The organism is Streptomyces sp. NPDC046557 (assembly GCF_040645975.1).
Taxonomy (GTDB): Bacteria; Actinomycetota; Actinomycetes; order Streptomycetales; family Streptomycetaceae; genus Streptomyces.
Window position 1 is genome coordinate 233,304 of record NZ_JBEYZH010000006.1, and the last position, 12,351, is coordinate 245,654.

At 69.3% G+C, this 12,351-nt stretch carries 11 protein-coding genes; 5 read left to right on the forward strand and 6 right to left on the reverse strand.

Annotated elements, in window-relative coordinates; translation table 11 throughout:
* Positions 1–133: 133 nt before the first annotated feature.
* The gene (locus ABZ934_RS15790; protein ID WP_361312920.1) at positions 134–1,915 is read right to left on the reverse strand and encodes an SDR family oxidoreductase; all 1,782 of its coding nucleotides are present in this window, start codon (positions 1,913–1,915) and stop codon (positions 134–136) included.
* Positions 1,912–2,802: a M24 family metallopeptidase gene (locus ABZ934_RS15795; protein WP_361312921.1), complete on the reverse strand. Its 891-nt coding sequence runs from the start codon at positions 2,800–2,802 to the stop codon at positions 1,912–1,914. Before ABZ934_RS15795 ends, ABZ934_RS15790 begins: the two co-directional genes overlap by 4 nt.
* Positions 2,803–3,048: 246 nt before the next feature.
* Here ABZ934_RS15795 and ABZ934_RS15800 point away from each other — a divergent pair, with 246 nt between their 5' ends.
* The 5 genes from ABZ934_RS15800 (at position 3,049) to ABZ934_RS15820 (ending at position 7,298) form a co-directional block, all read left to right on the forward strand.
* Positions 3,049–4,035: an ABC transporter ATP-binding protein gene (locus ABZ934_RS15800; protein WP_361312923.1), complete on the forward strand. Its 987-nt coding sequence runs from the start codon at positions 3,049–3,051 to the stop codon at positions 4,033–4,035.
* Positions 4,025–4,912: an ABC transporter permease gene (locus ABZ934_RS15805; RefSeq protein WP_361312925.1), complete on the forward strand. Its 888-nt coding sequence runs from the start codon at positions 4,025–4,027 to the stop codon at positions 4,910–4,912. Before ABZ934_RS15800 ends, ABZ934_RS15805 begins: the two co-directional genes overlap by 11 nt.
* The gene (locus ABZ934_RS15810) at positions 4,909–5,820 is read left to right on the forward strand and encodes an ABC transporter ATP-binding protein (RefSeq protein ID WP_361312927.1); all 912 of its coding nucleotides are present in this window, start codon (positions 4,909–4,911) and stop codon (positions 5,818–5,820) included. The genes ABZ934_RS15805 and ABZ934_RS15810 overlap by 4 nt, the downstream gene beginning before the upstream one ends.
* A 13-nt stretch (positions 5,821–5,833) precedes the next feature.
* Positions 5,834–6,553 (forward strand): ABC transporter permease, encoded by a 720-nt coding sequence (locus ABZ934_RS15815; protein WP_361312929.1) that lies wholly within the window; start codon positions 5,834–5,836, stop codon positions 6,551–6,553.
* Positions 6,554–6,632: 79 nt separating this feature from the next.
* Complete coding sequence (locus ABZ934_RS15820; protein ID WP_361312930.1) at positions 6,633–7,298, forward strand: rhomboid-like protein; 666 nt, start codon at positions 6,633–6,635, stop codon at positions 7,296–7,298.
* Between the two features lie 162 nt (positions 7,299–7,460).
* Here ABZ934_RS15820 and ABZ934_RS15825 read toward each other — a convergent pair whose 3' ends face one another.
* The 4 genes from ABZ934_RS15825 to efeB form a co-directional block, all read right to left on the reverse strand.
* Positions 7,461–8,273 (reverse strand): HAD family hydrolase, encoded by an 813-nt coding sequence (locus tag ABZ934_RS15825; protein ID WP_361312932.1) that lies wholly within the window; start codon positions 8,271–8,273, stop codon positions 7,461–7,463.
* Positions 8,270–9,547 (reverse strand): serine--tRNA ligase, encoded by a 1,278-nt coding sequence (gene serS, locus ABZ934_RS15830; RefSeq protein ID WP_361312933.1) that lies wholly within the window; start codon positions 9,545–9,547, stop codon positions 8,270–8,272. The genes ABZ934_RS15825 and serS overlap by 4 nt, the downstream gene beginning before the upstream one ends.
* 534 nt (positions 9,548–10,081) lie before the next feature.
* A complete protein-coding gene (gene pheA, locus ABZ934_RS15835) occupies positions 10,082–11,017 on the reverse strand; it encodes a prephenate dehydratase (protein WP_361312934.1) in 936 nt (311 codons plus the stop codon).
* Positions 11,018–11,059: 42 nt separating this feature from the next.
* Entirely contained in the window at positions 11,060–12,346 is a 1,287-nt protein-coding gene (gene efeB / locus ABZ934_RS15840) for an iron uptake transporter deferrochelatase/peroxidase subunit (protein ID WP_361312936.1), read from the reverse strand.
* Positions 12,347–12,351 lie beyond the last annotated feature (5 nt).

Below are 12,351 nucleotides of genomic sequence, written 5' to 3' on the forward strand. Positions count from 1 at the left end.
CGGGCGGCAGGTGGTGCCACCAGGTGCTCGACCGCCGTACGCGGCGAGCCCTCCTGCGAGGGATGGTACGACCGCCGCAGTTCGCCGGATATGGCCGTGCCGGGCTCTCTCCGGCGAGGTGGGCCGGCCCGGCTCACAACCTCGGCTCCAACCTCGCGATACGCCGCAGGGTCCGCGGTGCGAAGCGGGACATCCACAGCGCGCCCTTGGACTCCGGGGTCACCGGCACCACGGCCTGGTTCCTCACCACGGCGAGCAGGATCGCGTCGGCGACCTTCTCCGGCGGGAAATTGCGCAGTCCGTACAGCCGCGAGGACCGCTCCTGGCGGCGCTTCTCCTCGGCAGCGTCCACTCCGGCGAACCGCGAGGTGGCGGTGATGTTGGTGTTCACGATGCCTGGGCAGATCGCCGAGACGCCGATCGACTTCGACGCCAGCTCGGCGCGCAGGCACTCGCTCAGCATCAGGACCGCCGCCTTCGACGTGCTGTAGGCGGGCAGCGTCTTGGAGGGCAGATAGGCGGCGGCCGAAGCGGTGTTGACGATATGACCGCCCTGGCCTCGTTCGGCCATCTGCTTCCCGAAGATCCGGCAGCCGTGGATGACGCCCCACAGATTGACGTCGAGGACCTTCTTCCAGTCCTCCGCGCTGGTGTCGAGGAAGGGGCCGGAGAGCCCGATCCCCGCGTTGTTGACCAGGACGTCCACGATCCCGTACTCGGCGGCCGTCTTCGCCGCCAGCTTCTCCATCGCCTGCCCGTCGCTGACGTCGACGCACTCGCCCCAGGCTTCCGGAGCACCGACCAGGCGGGCCATTTCGGCGGTGCGCGCCGCACCCTCGCCGTCCCGGTCCACGCACACCACCCGCGCCCCTGCCTCGGCGAACGCGAAGGCGGTGGCCCGCCCGATGCCGCTGGCGGCGCCGGTGACCAGTACCAACTGCCCGCCGAACCGGTCGGCGTACGCGCCCGGTGCCTTCCGCTCCGGCGCCCGTGTCGCTGGCTCCTCCGTGGCGGTGACGAATTCGCCGATCCAGGCGGCGAGCTGGTCGGGACGGGTCCGGGGCACCCAGTGCTTCGCGGGCAGCGTCCGCCGCACGAGGTCGGGGGCCCACCGTTCCAGCTCGTCGTAGAGCCGCTCCGAGAGGAACACGTCCCCGGTCGGGGTGATCAATTGGACCGGTACGTGGGCGTACGCGTCGACGCGCGGACGGCGCAGACGCGACCGTACGTTGTCGCGGTAGAGCCAGGCCCCGTGCGCCGCGTCCGAGGTCAGGGAGGGGGTCGGGTAGTCGTCCGTCGGGACGTCCTCGACGCGCCGGAGGATCCCGGGCCACCGCTTGCCGAGCGGTCCGCGCCAGGCGAGCTCCGGCAGCACGGGGGTGTGCAGCATGTACACGTACCAGGACTTGCGGCCCTGGTTCAACAGTTGGGCGACTCGGCGCGGGGTGGGGCGGGTCGTCCGCTTCTTGATCCAGTGTCCGAAGTGGTCGAGGGAGGGCCCCGACATGGACGTGAAGGAGGCGATCCGACCTTCGGTCCGGGCGACCGTCGCGAACTCCCAGCCCTGGACCGAGCCCCAGTCGTGTCCCACCAGGTGCACCGGCCGGTCCGGGCTGACCGCGTCCGCCACGGCCAGGAAGTCGTCCGTCAGCTTCTCCAGGGTGAAACCGCCACGCAGCGGGACGGGGGCCGAGGAGCGCCCGTGGCCCCGTACGTCGTACAGCACCACGTGGAAGCGCGTGGCCAGCCGTTCGGCGACCTGCGACCAGACCTCCTTGCTGTCCGGGTAGCCGTGGACGAGCACCACCGTGGGCCGGTCCGTCTCGCCCAACTCGACGACGCAGAGCTCGATACCGCCGGTGCGTACCCGGCGCTCGCGTGCGCCCGCGAGACCCGCTGCGCTCATGCCGCTCATGCCGCTTTCTCCTCAGCCCAGCGCCGCACGTGCGGCAGATCGTCGTCCAGCCAGAAGGCGCTCTCCCCGGGGTCCCGGGAGTCGGTGACGACCAGGATCTCCTCGAATTTCGCGCCGGTGCCCCGGAAGCCCAGATGCGGCTCCACCGCCCACAGTCCGGGTCGCGGTGGGTGGTCGGAGAAGTGGTACGGGCTCCACAGTGGCGACCAGCCCTCCCGGTGCCCGTGCAGGACGTCGCTCGCCAGACCCTTGAGGGACTGGGTGCCGAACCCGAAGGCGGTGGGGGACCAGCGCCGCTCCTTGACCCGGTCTATCTTGTGCGCGATGACGCCGAAGGGGTAGGCGCGGTGCCGGTTGGCGTAGCCCTGGCGGGTCATGAGGCGCTCGACGTTCTCGTAGATCTCGCGCAGCGGGCGTCGCTCGCGCACTTGTTGCAAGATCAGCTCGCGGTGGGGTCGCAGATCGGACATCAATCGGTCCTGGACGGGGTTGAGCCCGAGGCTGCCCGAGTAGCCGATGTCGGCCGCGTACCCCCGGTAGACGGGGGCCATGTCGAGGATGAACGGCATCCCCGGCTCCAGCCGCCGGTTCGTCGGGAAGAACTGGAGGGGGATCTTGAAGTTCACGAAGGCGGTGCGGTCCCCGAACCACGCGAACGGCAGGTGGAACCAGTCCCGCACCCCTCGCTCGCGCAGCCACTCCCGCTGCATGCGCGCCGCCTCGCGCTCGGTCACCCCCGCGCGCAGTTGCGCGGCGACCGTCTCGGCGCACTCGTAGGCGAGGCGCTGGACCTCCCGGAACCCGCGCAGTTCGGCGGAAGGCGTGAGCGACGAGCGTGCGGTGCGTGTGGTGCCTTGACCCGTGCGTTGCGTGGTGTCCCCAGCCATGCCAGCCGTCCGTCCGTATAGCCGTACGCGCCCGTAACTTGACACTGATGAATGTGACAATGACCGGAGGTCACGTCAAGGGCCGCGCAAAGACCTGTGGATAAAGTTCGCCGGTCGCGCGGCGGGCCGCGCCGGCGGCTCTCGACGGCGTAAGCCTTCTGTCAGGGTCCGTAGTCCTCAAGGCGGAGACGGGATCCCGCTCCAGGTCTGACGATCGACGGGTCGGGCGCCACTAACGTCGAAGCCGTGACTGTCATCGCGACCGAAAGCCTGAGCAAGCGGTACCCCCGAGTGACCGCTCTCGACCGGCTCTCCCTGGACATCGGGCCCGGCGTTACCGGCCTGGTGGGCGCCAACGGAGCCGGCAAGTCCACGCTGATCAAAATTCTGCTGGGACTGTCCCCCGCCACCGAGGGCCGCGCCGCCGTACTCGGACTGAACGTCGCCACGCACGGCAGCGCCATCCGTGAACGCGTCGGCTACATGCCCGAACACGACTGCCTACCCCCCGACGTCTCGGCCACCGAGTTCGTGGTGCACATGGCACGCATGTCCGGGCTGCCGCCGACCGCCGCGCGGGAGCGGACCGCCGACACGCTGCGCCACGTGGGTCTGTACGAGGAGCGCTACCGCCCCATCGGCGGCTACTCCACGGGCATGAAGCAGCGGGTCAAGCTAGCCCAAGCGCTCGTCCACGACCCCCAACTGGTCCTCTTGGACGAGCCCACCAACGGCCTCGACCCCGTCGGCCGCGACGAGATGCTCGGCCTGATCCGCCGGGTCCACACCGACTTCGGCATCTCGGTCCTCGTCACCTCCCACCTCCTCGGGGAACTGGAGCGGACCTGCGACCACGTCGTCGTGGTCGACGGGGGCAAGCTGCTGCGCTCCAGCTCCACCAGCGACTTCACACAGAGCACCGCGACGCTGGCGGTGGAGGTCACCGACTCCGACGCCCACCCCGACGGCAGCGCCGCGCTGCGCAAGGCACTCACCGAGGCAGGCCTGACCCTGCACGCGGCCGACGAGCAGGGCCTGCCGGGAGCGGGTCACATCCTCCTCGTGGAGGCGACGGGCGAGGAGACGTACGACCAGGTCCGCGACACCGTCGCCGACCTCGGTATCGGCCTGGTCCGCATGGAGCAGCGCCGCCACCACATCGCGGAGGTCTTCCGCGACAACGGCCAGAGCGACACCCCCCAGCGGAAGGGAGCCGGTTCCGATGGCGCCTGACACCTCGACCCAGATCCACAACATCGGCTACCGGTCCTACGACGGGGCCCGACTCGGCCGCGCCTACGCCCGCACGTCGCTGTTCTCGCAGTCCCTTCGCGGCGCCTACGGGCTCGGCCGGTCGGCCAAGTCCAAGGTGCTGCCGATGATCCTCTTCGCGGTGATGTGCGTTCCCGCGCTGATCCTCGTCGCCGTCGCCATCGCGGTGCCCGGCTCCACCGACCTTCCGGTCAAGTACACGACGTACGCCCTGACCACACAGGTGGTGATCGGCCTCTACCTCGCCTCCCAGGCGCCGCAGTCGGTCTCCCGGGACCTGCGCTTCAAGACGGTGCCGCTCTACTTCTCGCGGCCCATCGAGCGCGTCGACTACGTCGTTGCCAAGTACGCGGCCATGGCCTCGGCGCTGTTCATCCTCACCGCCACCCCGCTGTTGCTCATGTACATCGGCTCGCTGCTGGCGAAGTTCGACTTCGGGGACCAGACCAAGGGATTCGGGCAGGGACTGGTGTCCGTACTGCTGCTGTCGCTCCTGTTCGCCGGTGTGGGCCTGGTCATGGCCGCTCTCACCCCGCGCCGCGGGTTCGGTGTCGCCGCGATCATCGCCGTGCTCCTGATCCCGTACGGCGCGGTGACCGCCGTACAGGGCATCGCCTACAACACCGGCTCCGCCGGCGCCATCGAGTGGATGGGCCTGTTCTCCCCGATCACCCTGATCGACGGCTTCCAGACGGCCTTCCTCGGCGCGACGTCCGCCTTCCCCGGCGGTGAGGGCCCTTCCGCCGGAGTCGGCGCCGTCTACCTGCTCGTCATCCTCGCCCTCATCGCCGGCTCCTACGCCGCCCTGATGGCCCGCTACCGGAAGGCCGGGCTGTGACCATCATCGACATCGACCACACCTCCCGCTGGTTCGGGAACGTCGTCGCCGTCAACGACGTGACCATGCGCATCGGTCCGGGTGTCACCGGACTGCTCGGCCCCAACGGCGCCGGGAAGTCCACCCTCATCAACATTATGGGCGGCTTCCTCGCCCCCTCCACGGGCAGCGTCACCCTCGACGGCACGCCAATCTGGCGCAACGAGCAGGTCTACAAGCAGGTCGGTGTCGTGCCGGAGCGCGAAGCCATGTACGACTTCCTCACCGGCCGCGAGTTCGTCGTCGCCAACGCGGAACTGCACGGGCTCGACGACGCGGCCGCCCGGCGGGCACTCGCCACCGTCGAGATGGAGTACGCGCAGGACCGCAAGATCTCCACGTATTCCAAGGGCATGCGCCAGCGCGTGAAGATGGCGTCCGCCCTCGTCCACGAACCGTCCGTGCTGCTCCTCGACGAGCCGTTCAACGGGATGGACCCGCGTCAGCGCATGCAGCTGATGGAGTTGCTGCGGCGTATGGGAGACGAAGGCCGCACGGTGTTGTTCTCCTCCCACATCCTGGAGGAGGTCGAGCAGCTCGCCTCGCACATCGAGGTCGTCGTCGCCGGCCGGCACGCCGCCTCCGGTGACTTCCGCAAGATCCGTCGCCTCATGACGGACCGCCCGCACCGCTACCTCATCCGCTCCTCCGACGACCGGGCGCTCGCAGCCGCCCTCATCGCCGATCCGTCCACCGCCGGCATCGAGGTCGACCTCAAGGAAGGCGCCCTGCGCATCCAGGCCGTCGACTTCGGCCGTTTCACCGAACTGTTGCCGCGGGTCGCCCGCGCGCACGGCATCCGGCTGCTGACGGTCTCCCCCTCCGACGAGTCCCTCGAGTCGGTCTTCTCCTACCTCGTCACGGCCTGAGGAGCTGGCTTCCATGTACAACCCCACCGTTGCCCGGCTCACCTACCGGTCTTTGCTAGGCAAGCGGCGCGCGCTGATCCTCTTCGCGCTGCCCGCCCTGTTGATCGTCATCTCCGTCGCCGTCCGCGCGCTCACCGGCGTTGACGACAAGGTCGCGGCGGACCTGCTGGGCGGCTTCGCCCTCGCGACGATGGTCCCGCTGATCGGCGTCATCGCCGGAACCGGTGCCATCGGACCCGAGATCGACGACGGTTCGATCGTCTACCTGCTCTCCAAGCCGGTGAAGCGACCCACGATCATCATGACCAAGCTGATCGTGGCGATCGCCGTCACCATGGCGTTCTCCGCTATCCCCACGCTGATCGCCGGATTCATCCTCAACGGCAACGGCCAGCAGATCGCCGTCGCCTACACCGTCGCCGCCCTGGTCGCCTCGATCGCCTACAGCGCGCTGTTCCTGCTCCTGGGCACGGTCAGCCGCCACGCGGTCGTCTTCGGCTTGGTCTACGCCCTGATCTGGGAGTCGCTCTTCGGCAGCCTCGTCTCGGGTGCGAAGACGCTGAGCGTGCAGCAGTGGTCCCTGTCGCTGGCGGAGAAGATCGCCGGAGAAGGGTACGTCGACGCCACCGTGGCCCTGCCGACCGCCGCCGTTCTGCTCGTCGTGGTCACCGTGGGAGCCACCTTCTACGCGGGCCAGAAGCTGCGCCGGCTGACTTTGGCGGGCGAGGAGTAACCGTCGCCCACTCCCCCACTCGTGCCTCGCCCGGCCCACCGGCCGGGCGGGGCACAAGCATGCCGGGCATCATCGGGACATGACGCCCCACCCCGAGGCCGAGCCGTCCAGGCCCGTGTGGTCCTGGATACGCTCCGCACCCGGTACGCACATCTGGCTGCTGATCATCGCCATCACCAGCGTCATCGTCGTGGTCGCGCCCGAACGCCTGGAGCACGTCCTGCTCCACCGCAACAGCAGCAACATCCACGAGCTCACCCGGCACCCGGTGCGGGCCCTGGTTTCCAGTGCCTTCTGGATCGAGAACCCCGCCTCGCTCGCCCAGTACGCCGTGCTCTTCGAGGTCTTCCATGCCTCCGTCGAGCGCTGGCTGGGCACGCTGCGCTGGCTGGTGATCGTGGCGACCGCCCACATCACGGCCACCCTGATCAGCCAGAAGGTGGTCCTCATGGCCATCCAGGACCATCGGGCCCCTCGCAGCATGGTCCATGTCGTCGACATCGGCGTGAGCTACGGGCTCGCGGCTGCCGCCGGGGTCCTCACGTATCGGCTGCCCGGCCCCTGGAGATGGCTCTACCTCGCGGGAACCGTCGCGTTCTTCGGGATCCCACTCATCACGGGGGGCACCTTCACCGACCTGGGACACGCGATCTCGCTCGCCGTGGGCCTTCTCGCCTGGCCGTTGACCCGCCATCCGCAGGGGAGGGCACAACGTCCCGCCCTGCATGTTTCACGTGAAACATGAGCCGGGCCCGCTGCGGAAAACCACTGGTACGAGGCATGCGGGAGCGGCAGAGTGAGGGGTGCGGGGAGTAACAAAAGGTCCGGAACGGCCACTTCGAGCGCGTCTCGGGACGCGGGCCGTTCCGGACCTTCCCAGTTTGGGCGGGACCGTGGGGGAGCGCCGTCAGGCAGTGCCCAGGAGGCGTTCCAAGACCACGGCGATCCCGTCTTCCTCGTGGGACGTCGTCACCTCGTCGGCCACTGCCTTCAGCTCCGAATGGGCGTTGGCCATCGCGACCCCGTGGGCCGCCCATGCGAACATCGGGATGTCGTTGGGCATGTCCCCGAAAGCAATGGTCTCCGCGGCCTTCACCCCCAGCCGGCGTGCGGCCAGCGAGAGGCCGGTGGCCTTCGTCAGCCCCAGGGGCAGGATCTCCACTATCCCGGGTCCGGCCATCACGACGTCCACCAGGCTGCCGACGGTCTCCCTGGCCACCTTGACGAGGGTGTCGTCGTCCATCCCCGGGTGCTGGATGTACAGCTTGTTCAGCGGCGCGCTCCACACGGCGGAGGTGTCCTCCAGGTACAGCGCGGGCAGGCCCTCCTGCACCTGGTAGCCGGGACCGAACAGCACGTCACCGTCCACTCCGTCCCGGCTGGCCGCGAGGGCCAGCGGGCCCACCTCCGCCTCGATCTTGGACAGGGCCAGCCCCGCCAGTTGCCGGTCGAGCGTCACCGAGGTCAGCAGGCGGTGCGCACCGGCGTCGTAGACCTGGGCGCCCTGCCCGCACACGGCGATCCCCGTGTAGCCGAGATCGTCCAGTACCGTCCGGGTCCAGGGAACGGCCCGACCGGTGACGATGATGTGCGCAGCGCCCGCCGCGGTGACCGCGGCGAGCGCTTCGCGGGTGCGTTCCGAGACGGTGTCGTCGCCGCGGAGCAGAGTGCCGTCGAGGTCCGTCGCGACGAGCTTGTACGGGAACGGGACCGGGCTCACTTGGTGATCGGCTCCAGGACTTCACGACCGCCCAGGTAGGGGCGGAGCACCGGGGGCACCCGCACGGAGCCGTCGGCCTGCTGGTGGTTCTCCAGGATGGCCACGATCGTGCGCGGGACCGCGCACAGCGTGCCGTTGAGCGTGGAAAGAGGCTGGGTCTTCTTGCCGTCGCGGTAGCGGATCGACAGGCGGCGGGCCTGGAATCCGTCACAGTTCGAGGCGGAGGTCAGCTCGCGGTACTTGCCCTGGGTCGGGATCCACGCCTCGCAGTCGAACTTGCGGGAGGCCGAGGCGCCCAGGTCTCCGGTGGCCACGTCGATCACCTGGAAGGGGAGTTCCAGGCTGGTCAGCCACTGCTTCTCCCATTCCAGGAGCCGCTTGTGCTCGGCCTCGGCCTCCTCCGGCGCGACGTAGGAGAACATCTCGACCTTGTCGAACTGGTGGACGCGGAAGATGCCGCGGGTGTCCTTGCCGTATGTGCCGGCCTCGCGGCGGAAGCACGGCGAGAAGCCGGCGTAGCGCAGCGGCAGCTTGTCCGCGTCGATGATCTCGTCCATGTGGTACGCGGCGAGCGGTACCTCGGAGGTGCCGACCAGGTAGTAGTCGTCCTTCTCCAGGTGGTAGACGTTCTCCGCGGCCTGGCCGAGGAAGCCGGTGCCCTCCATGGCGCGCGGGCGGACCAGCGCGGGGGTCAGCATCGGGATGAAGCCGGCCTCGGTGGCCTGGGCGATCGCCGCGTTGACCAGGGCCAGCTCCAGCAGGGCGCCGACGCCGGTGAGGTAGTAGAAGCGGGAGCCCGACACCTTCGCGCCGCGCTCGACGTCGATGGCGCCGAGCGACTCGCCGAGTTCGAGGTGGTCCTTGGGCTCGAAGCCCTCGGCTCCGAAATCACGGATGGTGCCGTGCGTCTCCAGGACGGTGAAGTCCTCTTCGCCGCCGACCGGCACATCGCTGTGGACGATGTTGCCGAGCTGGAGGAGGAGCTGCTTGGCCGCCTCGTCCGCCTCGTTCTGCTCGGCCTCGGCCGCCTTGACGTCCGCCTTGAGCTGCTCGGCCTTCTTCAGCAGCTCGGCCCGCTCTTCGGCGGATGCCTTCGGGATCAGCTTGCCGAGCGACTTCTGCTCGTTGCGCAGTTCGTCGAAGCGCATGCCGGAGGACCTGCGGCGCTCATCGGCGGAGAGCAGCGCGTCGACGAGGCCGACGTCCTCTCCACGGGCGCGCTGCGAGGCGCGGACACGGTCAGGGTCTTCACGGAGCAGCCGGAGGTCAATCACCCCTCCAGGCTACCGGGCTGGGGTTCCGGGGATCACATCGATATCACGCTGCGTGTCGCTATGTCCCAATTGAGGCGAATGCAAAACTGTTGTCCTTCTGTCGCGGAGGGTTCCGCCCTTGCGCTTCCGGGCCGCTCGTAAAAGCGGGGCCTTTCCCGAAAAGCGGTCACCGCCTCGGTTGGGAGTGGGGCCTGAGCAGGGCGGAGGGTCTTCCTTGTCCACAGGAATTGGCCCGGGAGCCGTCTTATCCACAGGCTGTGTGCCTGATCTGTGGACACGGGAATAGATCATTCCCGGCCGGTTGGCGCTCCACGGTAAACAGGGTTCAAACCGCCCTCACACACTCATTCGGGTGGGAATGGCTCGCCCCAAAGAGTTGATCGGCGATACGCGGGTGACGTCGTTCACCTTGCGCCCCCTTGCGGGAAGCCTGAGAGGCTCGGCCGATATGTCGACCTTGTCGCGCCGAACTGTCGACTTGTCCCCAGGCTCGCCTCTCGACCTGTGGATAACTCTGTGGACAGTGGAAGAACGCTACGGCCGGCCGTCGAGACAGCGGGCCAACCAGTCCGACGCATCGGTGAAGTCGCCGTCGGTGGTTCCCGGCCGCGCGACGCGTACGTCACTCACCGCAACGCCGGCACGCGGGTAGGAACCAAGGAAGCGGACCTGGGGACAAGTGCGCTTGAGACCCATCAGCGCCTCACTGACCCGACGGTCGGAGATGTGCCCCTCGGCGTCGACCGCGAAGCAGTAGTTGCCGATGCCCGCGCCCGTCGGCCGTGACTGGATCAGCATGAGGTTGACCCCGCGTACGGCGAACTCCTGCAGCAGTTCCAGCAGCGCACCCGGGTGGTCGTCCCCGAGCCACAGCATGACCGAGGTCTTGTCCGCACCTGTCGGAGCGGCCGGCCGGGCCGGACGACCCACGAGCACGAACCGGGTCTCGGCGTTCTCCGCGTCGTGGATCTCGGTGACCAGCGGTTCGAGCCCGTACGTGACGGCGGCGAACTCACCGGCGAAAGCCGCGTCGAAGCGGCCCTCCTGGACCAGCCGGGCACCGTCGGCGTTCGAGGCGGCCGACTCCCACACCGCGTCGGGCAAGTGGGCGCGCAACCAATTGCGGACCTGTGGCTGCGCCACCGGGTGCCCGGTCACGGTCTTGACGTCCGAGAGCTTGGTCCCGGGCCGGGCGAGCAGGGCGAACGCGATGGGCAGCAGCACCTCGCGGTAGATCATCAGCGGCTCACCGGACGCCAGCTCGTCCAGGGTGGCGGTCACCCCGCCCTCCACCGAGTTCTCGATCGGCACCAGCGCGGCGGCGGCTTCGCCGTTGCGCACGGCGTCCAGGGCGGCCGGGACCGACACCATCGGGACGAGCTCCCTGGTGGCGGCTTCCGGCAGCGTGCGCAGGGCGGCTTCGGTGAAGGTGCCCTCGGGACCGAGATAAGTGAAGCGGGTGGCCGACATGCGATCAGCCTAATGCCGGGACGAACGCGCCCGGCGGCATGTTCACCCTTCGAGCAACCGTTGTCCGACGTACTCACCGGGCCGCGGGCCGGGCGGGACGGCGTACAGCCCACTGGACTCGTGCCGGATGAACTCGGACAGCGCGTCGCCCCGGTCGAGCTTGCGCTGGACGGGCACGAAGCCGCGCAGCGGATCCGCCTGCCAGCAGATGAACAGCAGCCCGGCATCGGGAGAGCCGTCGGGTGCGATGCCGTCGTGGAAGGAGAAGGGCCGCCGGAGCATGGCCGCCCCACCGTTCTGCTCCGGAGCAGAGATCCGTGCGTGCGCGTTCGCCGGGATCACCGGCTTGCCGTCCGCGCCGAGCTTCGCCAGATCCAACTTCGTGGTCTCGCTGCCGCCGGTCAAAGGCGCGCCCGTGGCCTTCGTGCGGCCGATGACCTGCTCCTGCTGGGCGAGGGACTGCTTGTCCCAGTCGTCGAGCAGCATGCGGATCCGGCGCACGACTGCGTACGAGCCCCCCGCCATCCACGCGTGCTCGGCCGGTCCGGGACCCGCGGCCGGCACGAAGATCCGCTTGTCGAAGTCGGGATCCGCCGGCTTCGGGTTGCCGGTGCCGTCCACCTGGCCCATCAGATTCCGTGCGGTCATAGGGGCGCCCGTGGCTCCGGGGGACCGGTTGAAGCCGTTCATCTGCCAGCGGACGCGGGCGGCTTCCCCGGCGTCCTTTTGTAGGGCCCGTAGCGCGTGGAAGGCGACGAGGCCGTCGTTCGCGCCGATCTGGATCCATAGATCACCGTTGCTGCGCTGGAGATCGAGTCGGTCGGACGAGAAGTCGGGGAGTGGGTCGAGGGCGGACGGGCGGCGCGAGGCCAGCCCGGTGCGCTCGAAGAAGGAGTGCCCGAACCCGAAGGTGACCGTCAGGGAAGAGGGCCCCGCGTCCAAGGCGATCCCGGTGTCGGCGGTCGGGGCGGTCTCGCCGGCCATCAGTCGCCGCGCCGTGTCGGACCAGCGGCGCAGCAGGGCGGCGGCTTCCGTACGCCCGGCACCCGGCGCGAGGTCGAACGCCAGGACGTGGCCCTTGGCCTGGAGCGGGGTGGTGATGCCGGCCTGGTGGTCCCCGTGGAAGGCGACCGCGGTGGAACCGAGCGAGGCGAGGGTTCCGGCGTCGCCCCTCGTCGTGGGCTGCGGGGATTCGGCGAGCGCGGAGTGCGCCAGGGCACCACCCGTCGCGCCGAGTGCCAGGCCGGCGGCGCCCGCGGCGCCCACCGTGCCCAGCAGACGGCGCCGCGAGATCTCGATGTCAGGGTTGCTCTCGGTGCTGTCGGTCACGCTGG

What these genes read in the sequence shown, in the direction of transcription:
- ABZ934_RS15790 (WP_361312920.1), bottom strand. Translation starts at nt 1,915, where the DNA reads ATGAGCGGCATGAGCGCAGCGGGTCTCGCGGGCGCACGCGAGCGCCGG.
- ABZ934_RS15795 (WP_361312921.1), bottom strand. Translation starts at nt 2,802, where the DNA reads ATGGCTGGGGACACCACGCAACGCACGGGTCAAGGCACCACACGCACC.
- ABZ934_RS15805 (WP_361312925.1), top strand. Translation starts at nt 4,025, where the DNA reads ATGGCGCCTGACACCTCGACCCAGATCCACAACATCGGCTACCGGTCC.
- ABZ934_RS15815 (WP_361312929.1), top strand. Translation starts at nt 5,834, where the DNA reads ATGTACAACCCCACCGTTGCCCGGCTCACCTACCGGTCTTTGCTAGGC.
- ABZ934_RS15820 (WP_361312930.1), top strand. Translation starts at nt 6,633, where the DNA reads ATGACGCCCCACCCCGAGGCCGAGCCGTCCAGGCCCGTGTGGTCCTGG.
- pheA (WP_361312934.1), bottom strand. Translation starts at nt 11,017, where the DNA reads ATGTCGGCCACCCGCTTCACTTATCTCGGTCCCGAGGGCACCTTCACC.